The organism is Streptomyces sp. NPDC017890, assembly GCF_044328675.1.
Lineage (GTDB): Bacteria > Actinomycetota > Actinomycetes > Streptomycetales > Streptomycetaceae > Streptomyces.
This window is the reverse complement of the sequence record NZ_JBIRHU010000024.1, coordinates 88,862-108,527: the sequence shown is the minus strand read 5'-3', so window position 1 is coordinate 108,527 and position 19,666 is coordinate 88,862. Positions and strand designations below refer to the sequence as shown.

The 19,666-nt window shown below is 72.5% G+C and carries 22 protein-coding genes; 10 read left to right on the top strand and 12 right to left on the bottom strand.

Annotated features, from left to right (window positions below; genetic code table 11):
* Nucleotides 1–9: 9 nt before the first annotated feature.
* The 4 genes from ACH4F2_RS28500 to otr(A) all read right to left on the bottom strand — a co-directional run bounded on the left by ACH4F2_RS28500 (nt 10) and on the right by otr(A) (nt 4,754).
* Nucleotides 10–1,257: a ricin-type beta-trefoil lectin domain protein gene (locus tag ACH4F2_RS28500; protein ID WP_398135616.1), complete on the bottom strand. Its 1,248-nt coding sequence runs from the start codon at nt 1,255–1,257 to the stop codon at nt 10–12.
* A gap of 130 nt (nt 1,258–1,387) precedes the next feature.
* Entirely contained in the window at nt 1,388–1,927 is a 540-nt protein-coding gene (locus tag ACH4F2_RS28495) for a VanZ family protein (RefSeq protein ID WP_398135615.1), read from the bottom strand.
* A gap of 85 nt (nt 1,928–2,012) precedes the next feature.
* Entirely contained in the window at nt 2,013–2,675 is a 663-nt protein-coding gene (locus ACH4F2_RS28490) for a DUF4230 domain-containing protein (protein WP_398135614.1), read from the bottom strand.
* Nucleotides 2,676–2,861: 186 nt separating this feature from the next.
* Complete coding sequence (gene otr(A) / locus ACH4F2_RS28485; protein WP_398135613.1) at nt 2,862–4,754, bottom strand: tetracycline resistance ribosomal protection protein Otr(A); 1,893 nt, start codon at nt 4,752–4,754, stop codon at nt 2,862–2,864.
* Between the two features lie 191 nt (nt 4,755–4,945).
* Between otr(A) and ACH4F2_RS28480 the strand changes: the two genes are divergently transcribed.
* Entirely contained in the window at nt 4,946–5,899 is a 954-nt protein-coding gene (locus ACH4F2_RS28480) for a ribose-phosphate diphosphokinase (RefSeq protein ID WP_398135612.1), read from the top strand.
* On the opposite strand, the gene ACH4F2_RS28475 is transcribed toward ACH4F2_RS28480, so the two are convergent.
* On the bottom strand, nt 5,865–6,251 hold the full coding sequence (locus ACH4F2_RS28475; RefSeq protein WP_398135611.1) for an anti-sigma factor antagonist: 387 nt from the start codon (nt 6,249–6,251) through the stop codon (nt 5,865–5,867). The two genes, ACH4F2_RS28480 and ACH4F2_RS28475, sit on opposite strands and share 35 nt — an antisense overlap.
* A gap of 205 nt (nt 6,252–6,456) precedes the next feature.
* Nucleotides 6,457–7,398 (bottom strand): NADP-dependent oxidoreductase, encoded by a 942-nt coding sequence (locus ACH4F2_RS28470; RefSeq protein ID WP_398135610.1) that lies wholly within the window; start codon nt 7,396–7,398, stop codon nt 6,457–6,459.
* Between the two features lie 243 nt (nt 7,399–7,641).
* Here ACH4F2_RS28470 and ACH4F2_RS28465 point away from each other — a divergent pair, with 243 nt between their 5' ends.
* Entirely contained in the window at nt 7,642–8,106 is a 465-nt protein-coding gene (locus ACH4F2_RS28465; RefSeq protein WP_398135609.1) for a pyridoxamine 5'-phosphate oxidase family protein, read from the top strand.
* A gap of 78 nt (nt 8,107–8,184) precedes the next feature.
* A complete protein-coding gene (locus ACH4F2_RS28460) occupies nt 8,185–8,580 on the top strand; it encodes a VOC family protein (protein ID WP_398135608.1) in 396 nt (131 codons plus the stop codon).
* 52 nt (nt 8,581–8,632) lie between these two features.
* Here the strand turns inward: ACH4F2_RS28460 and ACH4F2_RS28455 are convergent, their stop codons facing one another.
* Nucleotides 8,633–8,935, bottom strand: coding sequence for a DUF4235 domain-containing protein (locus ACH4F2_RS28455; protein WP_398135607.1), 303 nt, complete (start codon nt 8,933–8,935; stop codon nt 8,633–8,635).
* A gap of 56 nt (nt 8,936–8,991) precedes the next feature.
* Nucleotides 8,992–10,017, bottom strand: a complete 1,026-nt coding sequence (locus ACH4F2_RS28450) for a glutathione S-transferase family protein (RefSeq protein ID WP_398135606.1) — start codon at nt 10,015–10,017, stop codon at nt 8,992–8,994.
* 208 nt (nt 10,018–10,225) lie between these two features.
* Between ACH4F2_RS28450 and ACH4F2_RS28445 the strand changes: the two genes are divergently transcribed.
* Nucleotides 10,226–11,146 (top strand): cation diffusion facilitator family transporter, encoded by a 921-nt coding sequence (locus tag ACH4F2_RS28445; RefSeq protein ID WP_398135643.1) that lies wholly within the window; start codon nt 10,226–10,228, stop codon nt 11,144–11,146.
* A gap of 64 nt (nt 11,147–11,210) precedes the next feature.
* Here ACH4F2_RS28445 and ACH4F2_RS28440 read toward each other — a convergent pair whose 3' ends face one another.
* Nucleotides 11,211–11,660 carry a nitroreductase family deazaflavin-dependent oxidoreductase gene (locus ACH4F2_RS28440; RefSeq protein ID WP_398135605.1) on the bottom strand — a complete coding sequence of 150 codons (450 nt, stop codon included), beginning with the start codon at nt 11,658–11,660 and terminating at the stop codon, nt 11,211–11,213.
* Nucleotides 11,661–11,864: 204 nt separating this feature from the next.
* Between ACH4F2_RS28440 and ACH4F2_RS28435 the strand changes: the two genes are divergently transcribed.
* Genes ACH4F2_RS28435 through ACH4F2_RS28425 form a run of 3 tightly spaced genes read left to right on the top strand, consistent with a single transcriptional unit; the run spans nt 11,865 to nt 13,582 of the window.
* Nucleotides 11,865–12,089, top strand: a complete 225-nt coding sequence (locus ACH4F2_RS28435; protein ID WP_398135604.1) for a hypothetical protein — start codon at nt 11,865–11,867, stop codon at nt 12,087–12,089.
* Between the two features lie 58 nt (nt 12,090–12,147).
* Nucleotides 12,148–13,368, top strand: a complete 1,221-nt coding sequence (locus ACH4F2_RS28430) for a cytochrome P450 (RefSeq protein WP_398135603.1) — start codon at nt 12,148–12,150, stop codon at nt 13,366–13,368.
* 13 nt (nt 13,369–13,381) lie between these two features.
* Nucleotides 13,382–13,582 (top strand): ferredoxin, encoded by a 201-nt coding sequence (locus tag ACH4F2_RS28425; protein WP_398135602.1) that lies wholly within the window; start codon nt 13,382–13,384, stop codon nt 13,580–13,582.
* On the opposite strand, the gene ACH4F2_RS28420 is transcribed toward ACH4F2_RS28425, so the two are convergent.
* Nucleotides 13,557–14,165, bottom strand: coding sequence for a TetR/AcrR family transcriptional regulator (locus tag ACH4F2_RS28420; RefSeq protein WP_398135601.1), 609 nt, complete (start codon nt 14,163–14,165; stop codon nt 13,557–13,559). The genes ACH4F2_RS28425 and ACH4F2_RS28420 overlap by 26 nt on opposite strands.
* A gap of 119 nt (nt 14,166–14,284) precedes the next feature.
* Here ACH4F2_RS28420 and ACH4F2_RS28415 point away from each other — a divergent pair, with 119 nt between their 5' ends.
* The 3 genes from ACH4F2_RS28415 (at nt 14,285) to ACH4F2_RS28405 (ending at nt 16,388) form a co-directional block, all read left to right on the top strand.
* Nucleotides 14,285–14,719, top strand: a complete 435-nt coding sequence (locus ACH4F2_RS28415; protein WP_398135600.1) for a nuclear transport factor 2 family protein — start codon at nt 14,285–14,287, stop codon at nt 14,717–14,719.
* Nucleotides 14,720–14,729: 10 nt separating this feature from the next.
* The gene (locus tag ACH4F2_RS28410; RefSeq protein ID WP_398135599.1) at nt 14,730–15,341 is read left to right on the top strand and encodes a flavoprotein; all 612 of its coding nucleotides are present in this window, start codon (nt 14,730–14,732) and stop codon (nt 15,339–15,341) included.
* Nucleotides 15,342–15,419: 78 nt separating this feature from the next.
* Complete coding sequence (locus ACH4F2_RS28405) at nt 15,420–16,388, top strand: aldo/keto reductase (protein WP_398135598.1); 969 nt, start codon at nt 15,420–15,422, stop codon at nt 16,386–16,388.
* A gap of 43 nt (nt 16,389–16,431) precedes the next feature.
* Here ACH4F2_RS28405 and ACH4F2_RS28400 read toward each other — a convergent pair whose 3' ends face one another.
* Together ACH4F2_RS28400 and ACH4F2_RS28395 are read right to left on the bottom strand one after the other, a co-directional pair.
* A complete protein-coding gene (locus ACH4F2_RS28400) occupies nt 16,432–17,088 on the bottom strand; it encodes a DUF4232 domain-containing protein (RefSeq protein WP_398135597.1) in 657 nt (218 codons plus the stop codon).
* A gap of 143 nt (nt 17,089–17,231) precedes the next feature.
* Nucleotides 17,232–19,610 carry a SpoIIE family protein phosphatase gene (locus ACH4F2_RS28395; RefSeq protein WP_398135596.1) on the bottom strand — a complete coding sequence of 793 codons (2,379 nt, stop codon included), beginning with the start codon at nt 19,608–19,610 and terminating at the stop codon, nt 17,232–17,234.
* Nucleotides 19,611–19,666: the final 56 nt, after the last annotated feature.

The window sequence follows — 19,666 nt, the reverse complement described above, 5'->3', positions numbered from 1 at the left end:
TCCAGGGCCTCAGCCGACCGTCCACTTCTGGTTGGCGCCGCCCGTGCAGGTCCAGATCTGCAGCCGGGTGCCGTTGGCCGAGCTGTTGCCGGTGACGTCGAGGCACTTGTCGGCCTGCGGATTGACGATGTCGCGCGCGGCGGTGACGACCCACTGCTGTGCGGCGCTGCCGTTGCAGTCCCACAGCTGGACGACCGTGCCGTCCGCCGTGCCGCCGGCGTTGACGTCCAGGCACTTGCCGAGCGCCCGGACCGTGCCGTCGGAGCCCACCGTCCACCGCTGGGCCGCGGTGCCGTTGCAGTCGTACAGCTGTACGGGGGTGCCGTTGGCGGAGTCCGCCGCGGCGACGTCCGCGCACTTGCCGGCCAGGCCCCGGATCGTTCCGCCGGGCGCCGAGTCGCTCGTGGTCACCGAGACGTGGTCCACCACCAGCGACTGGGGGAAGACCGTGGAGCCGTCCGGATCGCCCGGCCAGTAGCCGCCGACCGCCAGGTTGAGGATCAGGAAGTACGGCTTGTTGAACACCCACTGCCTGCCGCCCAGGTCGGCCGGGGTGCGCCGCTGGTAGACGTTGCCGTCGACCGACCAGGTGATCGAGTCGGGCGCCCAGTCGACGGCGAACGTGTGGAAGCCGTCCGCGAAGGCCTGGCCGCCCGGCAGGGTGTAGCCGGCACCGATGCCGCCCGCGCCGAAGTAGCCGGGGCCGTGGATGGTGCCGTGCACGGTGGAGGGTTCGAAGCCGACGTTCTCCATGATGTCGATCTCGCCGGAGTCCGGCCAGTTCACCGGGGTGCCGAGCATCCAGAACGCGGGCCACATGCCCTGTCCGCGCGGCACCTTCATGCGGGCCTCGACGTGACCGTACTGCGCGGTGAACTTCCCGGAGGTGTTGAGCCGGGCGGAGGTGTACTGGCAGGTTCCGTACCAGCACCGGTAGTCGGCCGGGTTCTCCTTGCGGGCCGTGATGACCAGATGGCCCTGGCCGTCCAGGGCCGCGTTCCGGTTGCCGGACGTGTAGTACTGCCGTTCGTGGTTGTTGACGTTGTCGCCGGTCTCGATCTGCCACTTCGAGGAGTCGACGGCCGCACCGGCCGGGCCGTCGAAGGTGTCGGAGAACGTCACGGCGGCGGCCGCGTCGCCGGCGGTCCCGGCGGTTTCCGGTTCCGCCCGGGCGGGGCCGGTCACGAGGGACGCGGCCAGCCCGGCGGACAGAGCGGCGGCGAGGAGGCATCTGCGGAGCAGGCGTCGATGGGCCACGGCTTTCCCTTCCGTACGGCGTCCCGGCACGGGAGCGCCGACCGAGGTGGGGGGTAAGGGTGTCGCCCTTTGATTCAAGGAGTGAATTAAGACCTCGTCAATACCGTGGTCCGGACCGCCCTGCCCACCGTCACTTCCGGGGCCGGCGCGCATGGACCGCACGGCTCATCCGCCGGCCCAGGAGCAGGTAACCGACCAGCGCGCCGGTGGTGTTGAGGATGACGTCGTCGATGTCGAAGGCCCGCCCGGTGACCAGGGCGCCCTGCGCGAACTCCACCAGCAGCATCACGGCGGCCGTCAGCAGCAGCACCCGCAGCAGCCCGCGGGTGCGCGGCGCGACGACCGGAACCAGTACACCGAACGGGACGCCCAGAACGATGTTGCCGCCGATCTGCTTGACGGCGTCCCGCAGCGCGGGCTGGTCCAGATAGGCCTTCAGTGAGCGGCCGGGACGCATGTTGGTGTGCGTCAGCGCCTCCGACGCGGGGGAGGGATGCAGGGTCAGCCGTGCCAGCACCACCGCGAACGCCACCATGAAGACGAACGCGCAGACCATCGCCAGCAGGCGCAACGCGAGGGCGAGCGGGCGCCGTTCGCGCCGGTCGGCGTCCCCGGCCTTGGCAGTGCGGGGGCGCAGCAGGGAGCGCGGCCCTGAGGCGGCACGAGCCATTCGGTCCTCCAGTCGTCGACTTCCCCGCAGGGGGGTGCGGTTACCCGCCGGACGGTCGTGGATGCGGGGTGAGCGGTTGCCGCTCTCACGGCCCGTAGGTCACCCGCACCTCCTCGAAGCCGAGGGAGCGCAGCAGGCCCTGGAGCATCGCCGTGGTGTTGCTCTCGGCGCGCGCCTTGAGGCCGCTGTCCTTCGCCGCGTCCCCGATGTGCCGGGACGCCAGCTTCTGCACGGCCTGCTCACCGTTCGGGTTGTCGGAGAAGAGGTCGCCGAGGCGGTCGAGGAGCCCGCGCTGCTTGGACACGGCGTAGGAACGCTCGGGGTCGAGGGCGGGCTCGCCGAGCGCGGCGTGCGGCAGCCGGAGCGTGGCCGACGTGCGGTCGCCGTTGACCGTCACGTCGTCCTCGTCCACCTTGCCGAGGTCGACGTAGGCGTCGACGGTGCCCGCACCGACGTACAGGGTGCGGGTGCCGCGGATCGCGTCGGGCAGGAGCTTGGCGTCCTTCTCCAGGTCCACGACGACCTGGAAGTTGCCTGATGCCGCCTCGTAGCGGCTGAGGTCCTGGATGGACGTCAGCAGCGCGGGGCCCGAACGGTCCTGGGTCTCGGTGCCGAACAGGTCCTTCAGACCCGGGACGACGCTCAGCCGGAGCCCCGCGAACAGCACGACGAGCACCAGCACGATCGCGCTGAGCGCCTTCGCCCAGCCGGGCATGCGCCCGGGGAGGTTCCTGACGGGAGTCGTCATGGCGACGGCCCTCCTTCCTACTGTCCGGATGCCCTCCATCTGCCTTGCCAGACAGAGCAGTTGACGGGAGGGGAGGGGAGACGGAGGCACGGCGGGGCGCGTACGGGGCTCAGCGTGGTGGACGGTGTGGTGGATCGGTGTGGTGGTTGAGTGTGGTGGTCGAGGGTGGTGGTCGAGGGTGGTGGTTCAGTGCGGCGGCTTGAGCGGGCGGTCCTCGGACGGCCGGGACGACCACACGGCCTCCCCGCGGGTGAGTCCCGGCAGCCGCAGCTCGGCCTCCCGCACCCGCCGGGCCGGCAGCCCGCCGGTGATCAGCCAGGCGGGGTCGCCGCCCGTCGTACCGGTGAAGTCCGCGCCCAGCGAGGCGAGCTGGGCCGTCACGGGCGCCAGCGTGTCCGGCGGGACCTCCGCCTCGAAGGCGTGGTACGGCTCGTACAGCAGTGTCCCCGCCCGGCGCAGGGCCCGGCGCAGCACGATCGGGGTCAGTCCGCGGAAGTCGGCGGCGGTGCTCACCGGCGAGCTGAATCCGGAGCGGATCAGGGTGACCCGGTAGTCCGTGACCGCGGCGCCGGTCAGACCGGACAGCAGCGTGGCGTGCACCGTCTCCTCGACGGCCTGGTGGAAGGCGCGGGGGAGCGCCCCGAGTTCCGTCTCGTAGGCGAACACCCCGCCCGAGCCGCGCGGCCCCGGCTCGACGCGCAGCCCGATCGTCGCCCAGTACCGGGTGCGGTCGAGCCACGGCATCTCCTCCGCGGCCTCGCCGGTGCCGGCGGGGCGCTCCAGGAACCGGACGCGGCCCGGCGCGAACTCCGCCTCGATGCCGAAGTCCTCGGCCAGCGTCGCCGCGAGCACCTCCATCTGTACCTCGCCGTACAGGAGCAGGGTGGTCGCGCCGGACGCCGCCGGGCGGACGTGCAGCAACGGGTCCTGGTCGGCCAGGGTGAGCAGGGCGGAGCGCAGCGGCGCCGCCTGCCCGGTACGCCGGGCGCGGACGAGGGTCTCGAGGGTCGGCGGTGCGAACTGCGGGGCGCGGTCGGTCAGGTCGCCGAGCCGGTCCCCGACGCGCAGGCCGCCGGGAACGCCGAGCGTGGCGATGTTCCCGGCGGTGAGTGTCCCGGCCCCACCGACCACGTCCAGGTGCGTGACCCGGCCGGGGACCTCGGTGGTCCGGCCGTCGGACTCGCGCCGCAGGAACGTCAGCCGTTGGCGCGGGCGTACCTCACCGTCGTACAGGCGCAGGTACGCCGTCCGCTCGCCGCCCGGTCCGGGGCGTACGGCGAAGACCGTGCCGCGCGGCGCGGGGCCGGCCGCCGCAGGGGAGGCGGGCGGGACCAGCCGCACCAGGTCCGCCACCAGCTCCGCGACGCCTTGGCCGCCGAGTGCGGAGCCGTGGTACAGCGGGTGGAGCGAGCCGTCGGCGGTGCGGGCGGCGAGCGCGGCGGCGAGTTCCCCGGCGGTCGGCGCGGGGCCGTCCACCAGCGCCGAGAGGATGTCCGGGTCGACCTCGGCGAGCGCCTCGGCGGTCCGTTCGTCCGGCGTGCGGCGCGCGACGCGGGCGTGCGCGGTGCCGGCGTCCGTCACCTCTGTCAGCGGCACGACGTGCGGCGTCAGCAGGCGCCGGACGTCGGTGAGCAGGGCTTCGGTGCGCGCGCCTGCCCGGTCGATCTTGTTGACGAAGACGAGCGTGGGCAACCGGAGCCGCCGCAGGGTGCGCATCAGGACCCGGGTCCGCGCCTGTACGCCCTCCACGGCGGACAGCAGCAGCACCGCGCCGTCGAGGATCTCCAGGGCGCGCTCGACCTCGGCGACGAAGTCGGAGTGCCCCGGGGTGTCGATCAGGTTGACCTGTGTGTCGCCGACGGTGAAGGCGGCGACGGCGGAACGGATGGTGATGCCGCGGCGGCGCTCGATCCCGCCGTCGTCCGTACGGGTGTCGCCGGCGTCGACGCTGCCGAGCCGGTCGATGGCGCCGTGGTCGAACAGGAGCCGTTCGGTGAGGCTGGTCTTACCGGCGTCGACGTGGGCCAGGATGCCGATGTTCAGGATGCCGGGGGTGTGCGGGGTGTGCGGGATGTGCATACGAAGTCGAGTCCTCGATGACCGTGGGCCGGAAGGGGCACTGGGTGATGTCGAGGAGTCGGCGCATGCGAGGGATCCTGACCTGAGGAATCACGGACGGCACCATCATGGCCCCACCTTCCGGGCCCGCCGCAACCGGATTTCCGTAAGCTGAGGCCCCCGGCCGGACAGGATCACGCGAGGAGCGGTCCGTGCGAGACATCGCCGTGTTCAGCGGTAGTGCCCATCCCGAGCTGGCCGAGGAGGTCTGCGCACATCTGGGTGTGCCGCTCAGCCCCGCCCGGGTCAGCCGGTTCGCCAACGACTGCCTGGAGGTGCAGCTGCGGGCCAACTGCCGGGAGCGGGACGTCTTCCTGGTCCAGCCGCTGGTCAAGCCCGTCCAGGAACATCTCGTCGAACTGCTGATGATGTGCGACGCGGCCCGCGGGGCGTCGGCCGGCCGCATCACCGTCGTCATGCCGCACTACTCCTACGCCCGCTCCGACAAGAAGGACGCGCCCCGCATCTCGCTGGGCGGGCGTCTGGTGGCGGACCTGCTGGTGGCGGCGGGCGCGAGCCGGGTGCTCGCCATGACGCTGCACTCGCCCCAGGTGCACGGCTTCTTCTCGGTCCCGGTCGACCATCTGCACGCGCTGCGCGAACTGGCCGCGCACTTCCGGCGGTACGACCTGTCCCGCACCACGGTCGTCTCGCCGGACCTGGGCAACGCCAAGGAGGCCGCGGCGTTCGCCCGGATGCTCGGCGCCCGGGTGGCGGCCGGCGCCAAGCAGCGGTACGCGGACGACCGGGTCAGCATCAGCGCCGTGATCGGGGACGTCGCCGGGCGCGACGTCATCGTGCTCGACGACGAGATCGCCAGGGGCAGCACCGTGCTGGAGCTCCTCGACCGGCTGCGGGAGGCCGGGCCGCGCACGATCCGCCTCGCCTGCACGCACGGGCTGTTCGCGGCCGGTGCGCTGGGGCGGCTCAGCGAGCAGCCGGACGTGCTGGAGATCGTGTGCACCAACACGGTGCCGGTGCCGGCCGACGACCACGCGGAGAAGCTGCGGGTCCTGTCCATCGCCCCCGCGCTCGCCGAGGCCGTGCGCCGCATCCACAACGGCGAGTCGGTCAGCGCCCTGTTCGACGCCCCGCCGGCCGGCTGACGCCGAGCACGTCCTCCAGGGCCGGCCGCGGTGGCAGCAGCCGCGCCAGGCCGGTGATCCTCAGCATGCGCAGGGTCAGCGGGTGGGCACACACCAGGTGCACCTGCCCGCCCCGGTCGAGCACCTGGCTTCGGGCCCGGTACAGCAGCCGTAGCCCGGAGCAGTCGAAGAACTCGATCCCGCTCAGGTCGAGCACGACCGGGGCGCCGGGGCGCCGCGTCTCCCGGTCCAGGCGGGGGGCGATCTCCCCGGCCGACGCGATGTCGATCTCGCCCCGGAACTCCAGCACCGTGTGCCCACGGTCGTGGCGCACGCGCAGCTGCCAGGTGGACGACGCGGGTTCCTGCCGCACGACGACCTTGCCTCCAACCTGATACGGGGCCCAATTACCCATGCTGCTCGGGAAGTTACCCGGGCCGAGCGAGTTTGAGCATCTTCGATTGACATATGTCATCGAAATCTCGCAGTCGGATCGGTTCGGTGCGTCAGTGCGTCGACGCGTCAGCCGGTCAGCCGTCAGCCGGTCGGCCGGTCGGCTGACCGGTCGACCCGGCCGGTCAGTCGACCACGAGGACCAGCTTGCCCGTGGTGCGGCCGGTCTCGCCGAGCGCGTGCGCCTCGGCCGCGTCGGCCAGCGGGAACGTCCGCGCGATCGTGGCCCGCAGCTTCCCCGACTCGACCAGGCCGGCGATCTCCCGCATGCCGGCCCGGTCGGCGTCCACGAGCATCCGCACCGCACGCACGCCGAGCCGCTCGGCCTCCTCGTAGAACTCGTCCGACCCGACCGGCAGGATCGACACCACCACTCCGCCGGGACGCAGCACGCGCAGCGAGCGCAGGGACGTGTCGCCGCCGATCGTGTCCAGGACCACGTCGACGTCCTTCACGGCCTCGGCGAAGTCCGTCTCCCGGTAATCCACGGTCTCGTCCGCCCCGAGGGAACGCAGGAACTCGTGCTTGCCCGCGCTGGCGGTGCCGATCACGTGGGCACCCCGCGCCTTGGCGATCTGTACCGCCACATGGCCCACCCCGCCGGCCGCCGCGTGGATCAGCACCCGCTGCCCCGGCCGGAGGTCCGCCCGCTCCACCAGCGCCTGCCACGCGGTCAGCGAGACCAGGGGGAGCGCGCCCGCCTGGACGTGGTCGATCACGGACGGCTTGGGCGCGAAGGTGCGCGCGGGGGCGGTGACGTACTCCGCGTGGGAGCCGTGGCCGAACGGATAGGAGAGCATGCCGAAGACCTCGTCGCCGGGACGGAACGCGGCGACGCCGATCCCCACCGCCTCGACGACGCCCGAGACGTCCCAGCCCAGGACGAACGGCGGCTCACCGAGGAAGCCGCCGTTCGCCCGGTGCTTCCAGTCGGTCGGGTTCACCCCGGCGGCACGCACCCGCACCAGCACCTCGTTCGGGCGCGGCTCGGGGCGCCGAGGCCGTACTTCCTTCAGAACCTCGGGGCCGCCGAGGGCGTCCTGGCTGATGGCGCGCATGGTGTTCATCGGGAACCTCGCAACTCGGGGAGGGCTTCAACGGCAGACTCTGCGACCTCGACGAAATCGTGTCATTCCCCGGGCCGGAAGGCACCCGGGGGAGCCGGCCCCGAGAAGGAGTACGAGGCTGCCCGACCCTGAGTGATCCACGTGGCGCCCGGTCGTGATCTTCGGTACTGGTCCCGCCGCATGGCACCATCGGGGCCACCGACCGACCATGACGCCGCATCAGTATCAGGAGGCCGCGCGCAGATGACTCCGTCACCCGCCCGGAGCGCCGAACAGCGCAAGCACGACACCCTGCACCGCATGGACCACGACGAGGACGCCTGGGTGGCCACGGCCGACGGCTCCTCGGGCATGCCGTACCTCGTCCCCCTGTCCTTCCTCTGGAACGGCTCCTACCTGCTGTTCTCCACCCCCGCCGCCAGTCCCACCGGCCGCAACCTGGCAGCGAGCGGCAGGGCGCGCGTCGGCATCGGGCCGACCCGTGACGTGGTGATGGTGGAGGGTACCGTCGAGACCGTGGAACCCGTCGAACTACCGGAGCAGGACGCCGAGTTGTTCGCGGTCAAGACCGGCTTCGACCCGCGCGCCCTCGCCACGCCCTACCTGTACTTCCGTGTCCACCCGCAGCGGATCCAGGCATGGCGCGAGGCCAACGAGCTCGAGGGGCGCGAGCTGATGCGCGACGGCCGGTGGCTGCCGACCGACTGATTCGGCCGGGCCGGGATATCCGCAAGGTACAGGGCGCGGGGCACGACCGTCCCGCGCCCGGAATCCTTCGGAGGAGACATGGCACTGGTCAACGCGGGCGTCGTGGTGCTCGACTGCGCCGAGCCCGAGAAGCTTGCCGAGTTCTACAAGGGGCTGCTGGGCGCGGAAGAGACCGACGTGACCGCCAACCGGATCGAGATCGAGGGGCCCGCCGGATTCCGCATGGCGTTCCGGCGGGACATCAACGCCACCCCGCCGAGCTGGCCCCGCCCCGAGAACTCCCTCCAGGCGCACCTGGACTTCGTGGTGGAGGACCTGGACGAGGCCGAGCGGGGGATCGTCGGGCTCGGCGGGCGCCCGGTGGAGGCGAAGGACCCGGCCGGCCCGTACGAGGAGCGCGGCTTCTCCGACCCGGCGGGCCACTCCTTCACCCTCCGACGCGGCACCACGCCGACGGCACCCAAGCAGGGTTAGCGGCAGCCCGCCGGGTGCCGTCGGCGACAGGGAGGGGCGGTGCCCGGTGCGGTCAGTCCCGCCCGCCCTTGTCACCGACCGGCCAGACACCGGTCGAGCGTTCGATGGCCTTGGCGCCCGTCCGGTCCACGGCGCTGCGCACCGCGGCGAAGATGGCGCCCTGGATCGCGGCGGCGAGCAGGATCTCTCCCCAGCCGCGGTCCGGGTCCAGCGCGTCGGGAGCGTTGTCCTCGTGCCGGATCACCTTCCACGTCTTCTGGAACGCCAGCCCGGCCAGCGTGCCGCCCACCCAGCCCAGCGCGAAGCCGACGGGCTTGTAGGCGAGGGGGAGTTTCTGCTTCTTCTTCCTGGCCATGTGGATCTCCTCGGGTTCGGTGAGTGGATCGGGGGCGGCGCCTGCCGGTCGTACCGTCAGGGCCTGCCCCGCACGGGTACCGTCTCGTCGGCGCGGACCGGCCCCGGCGGCGTCCCGTCGCCGAACGGCCGGCCGCCCAGTTCCTGCCGGTGATGGGGCGTGAGCCAGCCGGACAGGTCCGGCCCCAGGGGCACGATCGCCGTCGGGTTGATGCCGGTGTGTACCTGGTAGTAGTGGCGTTTGATGTGGTCGAAGTCGACGGTGTCGCCGAAGCCGGGCGTCTGGAACAGGTCGCGGACGTACCCCCACAGCACCGGGTTCTCCGTCAGCTTCCAGCGGTTGCACTTGAAATGGCCGTGGTAGACGGCGTCGAAGCGGACCAGCGTAGTGAACAGCCGGATGTCCGCCTCGGTGATCGTGTCGCCGACCAGGTAGCGCTGCCGCTCCAGCCGGGGTGCCAGTCGCTCCAGTCGCCGGAACACCCCCGCGCACGCGGCCTCGTACTCCTCCTGGCCGGTCGCGAAGCCCGCCCGGTACACACCGTTGTTGACGTCCTCGTAGACGCCCGCCATCACGTCGTCGATCTCGTCGCGCAGGGCGTCGGGGTACAGGTCGGGTGCGCCCGGCCGGTGCAGGGACGTCCACTCGGTCGCGAGGTCGAGGGTGATCTGCTGGTAGTCGTTGGTGACCAGCTTCCCGCTGGGGACGTCCACGACCGCCGGCACGCTCACCCCGCCCGGGTAGCCCGTCTCGCGCCTGTCGTAGGCCTCGCTGAGGTAACGGATGCCGAGGACCGGGTCGCGGCCGTCCGGGTCCAGCGTGAAGCGCCAGCTGCGATCGTCCTGGAGGGGGTCGGCGACCGCCAGCGACAGGGCGTCCTCCAGGCCGAGCAGCCGCCGCGAGACCAGGGCACGGCTCGCCCATGGACAGGCCCGGCTCACCACCAGCCGGTACCGGCCCGGTGCCACCGGCCAGCCGTCCCGGCCGTCCGCGGTGATCCGGTCCGCGAAGTGGCTCCTGGACCGTTTGAACGCCTTCCTGCCGTAGCCGCTGTTGCCGGGCGTCCCGCCGTCACCGCTCATGGGTCTGCCTCCCAGTCGTCCGTGTGCCCTGGGGGACGCGTTCCCCGTTTTCGGCCGTCGGCACTGGTGGGCCACCCACAAGGGGGTGTGAGCCACGTCGGCCGGGGGCAGTCGGCCCCTCGTGAGTGGGACAGCCGCGGAAGAGAAGCAGGACCCGAAGCCCGGCCGCGACACCGAAGGGAAGGCCGACCGCAGGACGCGCGTCACCGTGCTGGTGGCGCTGGCGGCCAACCTGGTGATCGCCGTCGCCAAGGCGGTGGGCGGCTTCGTCGCGGGGTCGCCCGCGCTGCTGTCGGAGGCGGCGCACTCGGTGGCGGACAGCATGAACGAGGTCTTCCTCCTCGCCGCACTGCGCCGCAGCCGCCGCCCCGCCGACCGGAGGCATCCCTTCGGCTACGGCAAGGAGCGGTTCTTCTGGTCGCTCCTGGCCGCCGTCGGCATCTTCGTCATGGGCGGCTGCTTCTCCGTCTTCCAGGGGGTCGAGGCCCTGCGCACGGGCGCCCAGGAGGAACTCGGCGGTTACGTGGCCGGACTGATCGTGCTCGCTGTCGCCCTGCTCGCCGAGGGCGGCTCGCTGCTGCGGGCCCTGCACCAGGTGCGGGGCCAGGGCGGGCTCGCCACCGGCCTGCGCGACCCGGCCCTGCGCACGGTCGTCGCCGAGGACGGAACCGCGGTGCTCGGCGTGACCCTCGCCATGACCGGCATGGTCCTGCACATGGTCACCGGCCAGGTGGTGTGGGAGGCCGGCGCCTCACTCGCGATCGGCGCGCTGCTCGTGTTCGTGGCGTACCGGCTGGGCCGAGAGGCCCGCGACCAGTTGATCGGCGAGGCCGCCGACCCGGAGACCGGCGACCGCATCCGGTCGCTGCTGCGGGCCCAGCCGGAGATAGACAGCGTCGAGGCGCTGTTCACGATGAAGACGGGCCTCGACTCGACCCTGGTGGCCGCCCGCGTCGACCTGGTGCCCGGCCTGGACAGCGAGCGGGTGGAGGAGGTCGCCGTCCGCATCAAGAGGTCGGTCGCGCGCACCGTTCCCGAAGCGCGGCAGATCTTTCTCGACGTCACCGACCGGCTCGCCCGGGAGACAGCGGAAAGCCCCGCCGCGACGGGGGAACGCGGCGGGGCCTGAACGACGTGTTCCCGGCCGGCGCCGGGCCATGCACGCGGATCCGGAAAACTTTCGCCCGCCGGGTTCAGTTCCCGTCGGCCGCTTCCAGCACGAAGACCGGAATCTCCCGGTCCGTCTTCTTCTGGTAATCGGCGTACGGCGGATACGCCGCGACGGCACGCTCCCACCACTCGGCCTTCTCCGCGCCGGTGATCTCACGGGCCGTCATGTCCTGCTTGACGGGGCCGTCCTGGAGTTCCACGTGAGGATCGGCCTTGACGTTGTGGTACCAGACCGGGTGCTTGGGCGCCCCGCCCAGGGAGGCGACCACGGCGTAGCGGCCCTCGTGCTCCACGCGCATCAGCGGCGTCTTGCGGAGCCTGCCGCTGCGCGCGCCCCGCGTGGTCAGCACGATCACGGGCATCCCCGTGTCCATCAGCGTCGTGCCCTTCGTCCCGCCCGAGCTCTCGTAGAGCTCGACCTGTTCACGCACCCACTGCGTCGGGCTGGGTTCGTACTCGCCCTCAAGAGGCATGGCTTCCGTCCCATCGTCGTGTCGTACGGCTGACCGGCACCGTGGTACAACACCGGCCTGCGCAGGATCCATCCTTACCCCATCCCGCCCGCCGGCCCCGACGTGACAGCGGGATCACCCCGCACGTCATCGCGCCGCCCACCACGTTCCGGGGGCCGGACGGGCGCTCGGATCGAGCGGATCCCGCTCGACGGCGTGGAGGCCGTGGCCCGCGGCGGGATCCGGCAGACCGCCGCGGCCACCGGACGGCCCTATCGCGCCACGTTCGCCCGGCAGCTGACCGTACGGGACGCTCTCGTCGTCCGGCACCACGTGTACACGAGGACAGCCTCGCCGTGGCCAGGGCGTCCACCGTACGGGGGCCGGGCGGCGATCCCCGGCCAGTTCGCTCCCGCCACCGATCTGGCCGAACTTGACGTCGCCCTGTAGATGCCCGGGGCATCTAATGAGGACCGGCACGACGTACCCTTCGTCTGCGAGGTCTTCCATGACGGACACCGACACGACGACGGACGGGAACACGACGGAACCCGTCGCCTTCCCGCAGGACCGCACCTGCCCCTACCACCCTCCCGCCGCCTACGACCCGCTGCGCGCCGCCCGGCCGCTGGCCCGGATCACCCTCTTCGACGGCCGCCCGGCGTGGCTGGTGACCGGACACTCCGCGGCCCGCCGGCTGCTGGCCGACCAGCGGCTGTCCACCGACCGCACCCGCGACGGGTTCCCCGCCAGCTCGGCGCGCCTCGCCGCGGTACGCGGCCGCAAGACCGCCCTGCTCGGTGTCGACGACCCCGAACACCGCGCCCAGCGCAGGATGGTGCTCCCCGATTTCACCCTCAAACGCGCGGCCGCCCTGCGCCCGCGCATCCAGCGGATCGTCGACGAACGGCTCGACGCGATGATCGCGCAGGGACCGCCCGCCGAGCTGGTGACGGCGTTCGCGCTGCCCGTGCCCTCGATGGTGATCTGCGTGCTGCTCGGCGTCCCCTACGCCGACCACGACTTCTTCGAGGAACAGTCCCGCCGGCTGCTGCGCGGCCCCGCGCCCGCCGACACCCAGGACGCCCGCGGCCGGCTGGAGGCGTACCTGGGCGAGTTGATCGAGCGCAAGCGGAAGGCGCCCGGCGAGGGTTTGTTGGACGACCTCGTCCGCCACCAGCTCAGTGAGGGCGCCCTCGACCGCGAACAGCTGGTCGCGATGGCGGTCATCCTGCTCGTCGCCGGCCACGAGACGACCGCCAACATGATCTCGCTCGGCACCTACACCCTCCTGGACAACCCCCGGCGACTGGCCGAGCTGCGCGAGGATCCCGCGCTGCTGCCCGGTGCGGTCGAGGAGCTGATGCGCGTCCTGTCGATCGCGGACGGGCTGCTGCGGCAGGCCACCGAGGACATCGAGGTGGAGGGGCAGACCATCCGGGCCGGCGACGGGGTCGTCTTCTCGACCTCCGTCATCAACCGCGACGAGACCGTCTACCCCGAGCCGGACGCACTGGACTGGCACCGTCCGGCCCGCCATCACGTCGCCTTCGGGTTCGGGATCCACCAGTGCCTGGGCCAGAACCTGGCCCGCGCCGAGATGGAGATCGCCCTGCACAGCCTCTTCGCCAGGCTGCCCACGCTGCGCCTGGCCGCCCCGGCACCAGAGATCCCCTTCAAGCCCGGTGACACGATCCAGGGGATGCTGGAACTCCCCGTGACCTGGTAGGAGGCCGGCGGACATGCACATCGGCATCGACAAGGACACCTGTGTCGGCGCGGGCCAGTGCGCCCTGACCGCCCCGGACGTGTTCACGCAGGACGACGACGGCTACGGCACCGTCCGGCCCGGCCGGGAGGACGGTGGGGGCAGCGCACTGCTGCGGGAGGCGGCCCGGGCGTGTCCCGTCGGCGCCGTCACCGTGTCGCGGACGGTGGGCTGACCGCGGGAGCGTCCGCCGCCGGGACGTCAGCCCCGGCGGCGCCCAGCAGCACCCGCGCCGCCTCACGCGCCTGGCGCGCGGGTGCCGTACCGCCCGTGACGCCCGCCGTCACCATGGCACCCTCGGCCAGCAGGAACAGCTGCCCGCCCACCGCGGCGGGCAGTCCCGCGTCGGCCGCCAGGCCGTCGAGGAACTCACGGAACGCCGCCTTGTGCGCGCGTACCCGGTCCGCCACCGGGGGAGACGTGGCCCCCAGTTCGCCGTACGCGTTGATCCAGGCGCACCCGCGGAAGTCCGGCTCGGCGAACCACCGTCCGAGCCAGTCGAAGACGGCCAGGAGCCGTGAGCCGGGCTCCTCGTACCGGTCGACGTACTCCGCCAGCTGCCCCCGCCAGCGCACGTCGCGTCGCTCCAGACAGGCCACCACGAGCTGCTCCTTGGCCGGGAACAGCTGGTAGAGGCGCTTGAGCGAGACACCGGAGCCGCTGCGGACGTCGTCCATGCCGACGGCCTGGACGCCCCGCCCGTAGAAGAGCCGTTCCGCCGCGTCCAGGGCCCGCTCGCGGGCCACCTCGCTGTCCATGGGGCCTCTTCCCTGATGTGTGCCTCGATGCGTTCCTTGACGCGAGAACGTGCGTTCTCCTACGGTAGCAGCCATGCGGAGAACGCTCGTTCTCCGTTTCTGCCGACGGAGGTTCGACCATGACGACCGCCCGCCCGCCCCTGCCGCCGTTCACCCGCGAAACGGCCGCCCGGAAGGTCCGGGACGCCGAGGACGCGTGGAACACCCGCGACCCGCACAAGGTCGCGCTCGCCTACTCCGAGGACTCGGTCTGGCGCAACCGCGACACCTTTCTCACCGGCCGCGCCGCCATCGTCGAGTTCCTGACCGCCAAGTGGGCGCGCGAGCACGAGTACGCACTGCGCAAGGACCTGTGGGCCTTCGACGGCAACCGCATCGCCGTCCGCTTCCAGTACGAGTCCCACGACGCCGACGGCCAGTGGTGGCGCTCCTACGGCAACGAACTCTGGGAGTTCGACGAGCACGGTCTGATGACCCGGCGGGAGGCGAGCATCAACGACGTACGCATCGAGGAGACGGACCGCCGCATCCACGGCCCGCGGCCCGTTCAGTAGGGTCTTTGGGGTGAGCGAACAGCCCCGGAACGCCGAGGAACCCGAGAACGGTGAAGAACCCGGGAACCCGGGGAATCCCGGCAACCCGGAGAATCCCGAGAAGCCGGGGAAACCCTTCCTCTACGTCGTCGTCTGCGCCGCCGGCGTGGCCTGTGACGTGAGCAGGCTGATCACCGCCGCGCAGGAACGCGACTGGGAGGTCGGGGTCTTCGCGACACCGGTCGCCATGGGCGGCTTCTTCGACACCGCCGCCGTCGAGGCGCAGACCGGCCGCCCCATCCGGTCGGCCTGGCGCCGCCCCGGCGAACCGCGCCCTTTCCCGGCGCCGGACGCCGTCGTGGTCGCGCCCGCCACGTTCAACACGGTCAACAAATGGGCCGCCGGCATGGCCGACACCCTCGCCCTGGCCACCCTGTGCGAGGCCTGCGGCCTCGGCGTTCCCGTCGCCGTCCTGCCCTGCGTGGCCGACGCACTGGCCTCCCATCCCGCGTACCAGGAGAGCCTGGCACGGCTGCGCCGGATGGGTGTGCGCTTCGGCGACCCGTACGCCGGGGAGACGGAGGACGGCGGCCGCCCGGAGTTCGGCTGGGAGCGGGCGCTGGACCTGCTCGGGCAGCGCTGACCCGCCCCGGCTGCCAGCCCGCGCGAAGACGTACGCTCCCCATCGGTACTGATGATCCTGAAGACAGGAGCAGCAACGATGCGGTACGTGAAGCTCGGTTCGACGGGCCTGGACGTGTCACGGATCTGCCTGGGCTGCATGACCTACGGCGTGCCGGAGCGCGGCACGCACGAGTGGACCCTCGACGAGGAGGCCTCCCGCCCGCTGATCCGGCAGGCGGTGGAGGCCGGCATCACCTTCTTCGACACGGCCAACGTCTACTCCGACGGCACCAGCGAGGAGATCGTCGGCAAGGCGCTGCGCGACTTCGCCCGCCGGGACGACATCGTGCTCGCGACCAAGGTGCACGGCCGGATGCGGCCGGGACCCAACGGCGGCGGACTGTCCCGCAAGGCGATCATGACCGAGATCGACCACAGCCTGCGGCGCCTGGGCACCGACTACGTCGATCTCTACCAGATCCACCGCTTCGACGCGCAGACACCGGTCGAGGAGACGATGGAGGCCCTGCACGACCTGGTGAAGGCGGGCAAGGTCCGCTACATCGGAGCCAGTTCGATGTACGCCTGGCAGTTCTCCAAGATGCAGTACACCGCCGAGCGGCACGGCTGGACGAAGTTCGTGTCCATGCAGAACCACTACAACCTCGTCTACCGGGAGGAGGAGCGCGAGATGCTGCCGCTCTGCGCGGACCAGGGCGTCGGCGTGCTGCCCTGGAGTCCGCTCGCCCGCGGCCGGCTCACCCGCGACTGGGACACCACCACGGAGCGCAGTGCCGGCGACGACTTCGGCAGCACGCTCTACCAGGACGGCGACCGCGCCGTGGTCGAGGCCGTCACGCGCATCGCCGGTGACCGCGGCGTGCCGCGTGCCCGGCTGGCGCTTGCCTGGCTGCTGCACCAGGACACGGTGACCGCGCCGGTCATCGGCGCGTCGAAGCCGGGGCACATCGAGGACGCCGTGGCGGCGGTCGAACTGACGCTCAGTGAGAAGGAGACAGAGGAGCTGGAGCGGCCCTACGCGCCCCACCCGATCGCCGGTCACTGATCCCGGACACGAAGCCCCGGAGGGGGCGCTTCCGGGGTGCGCCTCAGGGGCCCGTTCCGGCGTCCAGGGCGGTGACGGACACCGACGACTCGTCGCCGCCCACCGGGACCTCACCGGCCGTCCACTCGACCTCGATCGGGTCCCGCTCGTCCGGCGGGGTGACGAGCAGCGCCGCCGGAGCCGCGGTGCGGGCGCCGCTGATCTGCGGACTGGAGAAGGACAGCCCGGCCCACGCGCTCTTCCCCGGCGTCAGCGAGACCGTCCGGGGGGAGGCGGGCTCGCGTTCGGGGTCCGGGCCCAGCTGCCTGCCGGACGCGTCCACGAAGGCGGCGCCCGGATAGCCGTACAGGGTGCAGGTGCGCCCGGAGGCGTTGGTCAGCACGATCGGGAAGTTCCGCTGCCCGGCCCCCGGGTCGACGCGGCCGACGGCGGCGCGCAGTTCGGAGGTGTGGCAGCGGCCGTCGGTGCGGGCGGAGGCGGAGGCCGATCCGGCGGTGTCGCTGGGCGCGGTGGTGACCGCCGGTGCGGGGGCGGTACTGGTGGCGGCACCGGTGTCCGCAGGGGTCGTGCGGGGAGCCTCGGTGGGTTGTGGGGCGCCCGACGTACTGCTCTGGCTGCCGCAGGCGTTCAGCAGTCCGAGGAGCGCGACAGCGCTCGCGAGCAGGGCCGTGCGGCGTACGGGCTGGGACGTGTTCGCCATCGCTTCTCCACACTCCCGTGGGCTTCTCGCGCACGGCCCGCCCCGTGCGGGGGGCACCGTACGCCCTGTGCCTTCGAGTGTCCCGCCCCGAGGCCCGGGAAACGAGGGGCGTACTTCCGGATACGGGGGCGCGCCGCTCGGCCTCACTCCTCGTCGAGCAGTCCCAGCTCGGCCCAGATCGTCTTGCCCTCGGCCGTGTGCCGGCTGCCCCAGCGCTGGGTGAGCTGGGCCACCAGCAGCAGACCCCGCCCGCCCTCGTCCCAGGTCTTGGCCCTGCGCAGGTGCGGCGCGGTGTGGCTGGTGTCGGAGACCTCGCAGATCAGCGTGGCCCTGTCGTGGATCAGCCGCAGCCGGATCGGGGGAGTGCCGTACCGGATGGCGTTGGTGACCAGCTCGCTCACCACCAGCTCGGCGGTGAAGGACGCCTCCAGCAGGGCCCAGGAGGACAACTGCTCGACGACCTGCTTGCGGACGGGGGCGACCAGCGACGGATCGGCCGGGATGTCCCAGGTGGCGACCTGGCCCGCGGGCAGTCCCCGGGTACGGGCCAGCAGCAGGGCCGCGTCGTCGGCGGCGCCGCCCGGCGGGAGAAGGGCGTGCATCACCCGGTCGCCGGTCGCATCCAGGGAGCCGGCGGCGGCCGCCAGGGTCTCGCGCAGCAGCGCCCGGCCGGCGTCGGCGTCCCGGTCGCGGCTCTCGACCAGCCCGTCGGTGTAGAACGCCAGCACGCTGCCCTCGCGCAGCTCCAGTTCGGCGGACTCGAACGGCAGCCCGCCCACGCCCAACGGGGGCCCGGAGGGCAGTCCGACCTGTCGGGGCGGACCGTCCGGCGGCACCAGGACGGGCTCCGGATGCCCGGCCCGGGCCAGGACGCAGCGCCGCGACACCGGGTCGTACACCGCGTACAGGCAGGTGGCGCCGACCTCGCCCGCGCCGTCGTCGCCGGACTCCTCGGACAGCCGGACGACCAGGTCGTCGAGGTGGGTGAGCAACTCGTCGGGGGTCAGGTCGATGTCGGCCAGGGTGCGGACGGCGGTGCGCAGCCGGCCCATGGTGGCCGAGGCCTGGATGCCGTGGCCGACGACGTCCCCGACGACCATGGCCACCCGCATCCCGGACAGCGGGATGACGTCGAACCAGTCGCCGCCGACCCCCGAGCGGGCCGCCGGCAGGTAACGGGAGGCCGCCTCCACCGCGGCGGTGGGCGGCAGCCACCGGGGGAGCAGGCTGCGCTGCAGGGTCAGCGTCGTCTCGCGCTCGCGGGAGTAGCGGCGGGCGTTGTCGATGCAGACGGCGGCGCGGGCACTGACCTCCTCGGCCAGCAGCCGGTCGTCGTCCGTGAAGGCGTACGGCCGCCGGAACCGGGTGAAGACCGCGACGCCGAGAGTGGTGCCGCGGGCCTGGAGCGGCACGGACATCGTGGAGTGGATGCCGTACTCCTCCACCCGCCGGACGCGTACGGGATCCCACTCCCGCCACCGCTCCAGATCGCCGCTGGGCACCGCGGCCACGATCGCGCGCCCCGCGACCAGACACTCGGCCTGGGGCGAGCCGGCCGGGTAGACGTCCAGCCGGCCCGGCTCGGCCACCGCCTCAGGGCAGCCCGGGTTGACGGACTGGTGGGCCGCGCGGCGCAGGCCCACCGGCGGTGCCGACACGGCGGCGGGCTCACCGCCGTCCTCCTGCGGGTCCAGCAGGTCGACGCTCACGAAGTCGGCGAGCGCGGGGACGCACACGTCCGCCAGCTCCTGGGCCGTGCGGGTGACGTCGAGCGTGGTGCCGATGCGCACACTGGCCTCGTTGACCAGTTGCAGCCGCTCCCGGGAGAGGTGCTGTTCGGTGAAGTCGTGGGCGCTCACACAGACGCCGCGGACCTGTCCGTCGGCGTCGGTGAGGGGTGCGATGCCGGCGTGCCACGCGTGGGCGCGGCTCTCGCCGGTGGCCTTCAGGTGGGTGTGCATGTCGTGGTGACGGCCGGTGGCGAGCACCTGCCGCATGTGCTGTTCGAGCTCGGTGTTCTGCCGCTTGCTGCCGATGTCGGTGGGCCGCAGACCACGGACGCGGTCCGCCGGCAGGCCGAGGAGCTGTGCCATGACGTCGTTGACGCCGCGCAGCCGGAGCCGGTCGTCGAAGATCATCGTGGCGCAGGGGGACTGGGTGAGGGCCGCTCTGACCAGTGGGTCGTCCGGACGGCCGGGGCCGGGGTGCGGCGGAGCGACGGCCAGCCACGTGCCCGGGCCGCCGTCCCGCGGCGGTCTGTGGTGGGCGAGCACCCACACGGACACGGTGTGTCCGTCACGGTGCCGCAGTGCCAGGGTGCCGTTCCAGCGCTCGTCGCCGGGTCGGGGGCCCGTGTCGTCGCCGCCGTCGGCCAGCAGTGCGGCGGCGGGGCGACCCACGACGTCGGCGGCCCGGTGGCCCAGCAGCAGGCGGGCACCCTCGTTCCACTCCCGCAGGGTGCCGGAGTCGTCGATCACCGCGCGGGCCGTGGCGGCATCGTCGAACGGGTTGACCGGACTCATCGTCGCCACTCCATTGCGCACACCCACGGTGAACAGCGCGTCACCTGGCCCCAGCC

What these genes read in the sequence shown, in the direction of transcription:
- ACH4F2_RS28495 (WP_398135615.1), bottom strand. Translation starts at nt 1,927, where the DNA reads ATGGCTCGTGCCGCCTCAGGGCCGCGCTCCCTGCTGCGCCCCCGCACT.
- ACH4F2_RS28470 (WP_398135610.1), bottom strand. Translation starts at nt 7,398, where the DNA reads ATGAACACCATGCGCGCCATCAGCCAGGACGCCCTCGGCGGCCCCGAG.
- ACH4F2_RS28425 (WP_398135602.1), top strand. Translation starts at nt 13,382, where the DNA reads ATGCACATCGGCATCGACAAGGACACCTGTGTCGGCGCGGGCCAGTGC.
- ACH4F2_RS28415 (WP_398135600.1), top strand. Translation starts at nt 14,285, where the DNA reads ATGACGACCGCCCGCCCGCCCCTGCCGCCGTTCACCCGCGAAACGGCC.
- ACH4F2_RS28420 (WP_398135601.1), bottom strand. Translation starts at nt 14,165, where the DNA reads ATGGACAGCGAGGTGGCCCGCGAGCGGGCCCTGGACGCGGCGGAACGG.
- ACH4F2_RS28430 (WP_398135603.1), top strand. Translation starts at nt 12,148, where the DNA reads ATGACGGACACCGACACGACGACGGACGGGAACACGACGGAACCCGTC.
- ACH4F2_RS28395 (WP_398135596.1), bottom strand. Translation starts at nt 19,610, where the DNA reads ATGAGTCCGGTCAACCCGTTCGACGATGCCGCCACGGCCCGCGCGGTG.
- ACH4F2_RS28405 (WP_398135598.1), top strand. Translation starts at nt 15,420, where the DNA reads ATGCGGTACGTGAAGCTCGGTTCGACGGGCCTGGACGTGTCACGGATC.
- ACH4F2_RS28490 (WP_398135614.1), bottom strand. Translation starts at nt 2,675, where the DNA reads ATGACGACTCCCGTCAGGAACCTCCCCGGGCGCATGCCCGGCTGGGCG.
- ACH4F2_RS28440 (WP_398135605.1), bottom strand. Translation starts at nt 11,660, where the DNA reads ATGCCTCTTGAGGGCGAGTACGAACCCAGCCCGACGCAGTGGGTGCGT.
- ACH4F2_RS28460 (WP_398135608.1), top strand. Translation starts at nt 8,185, where the DNA reads ATGGCACTGGTCAACGCGGGCGTCGTGGTGCTCGACTGCGCCGAGCCC.
- ACH4F2_RS28465 (WP_398135609.1), top strand. Translation starts at nt 7,642, where the DNA reads ATGACTCCGTCACCCGCCCGGAGCGCCGAACAGCGCAAGCACGACACC.
- ACH4F2_RS28450 (WP_398135606.1), bottom strand. Translation starts at nt 10,017, where the DNA reads ATGAGCGGTGACGGCGGGACGCCCGGCAACAGCGGCTACGGCAGGAAG.
- ACH4F2_RS28400 (WP_398135597.1), bottom strand. Translation starts at nt 17,088, where the DNA reads ATGGCGAACACGTCCCAGCCCGTACGCCGCACGGCCCTGCTCGCGAGC.
- ACH4F2_RS28455 (WP_398135607.1), bottom strand. Translation starts at nt 8,935, where the DNA reads ATGGCCAGGAAGAAGAAGCAGAAACTCCCCCTCGCCTACAAGCCCGTC.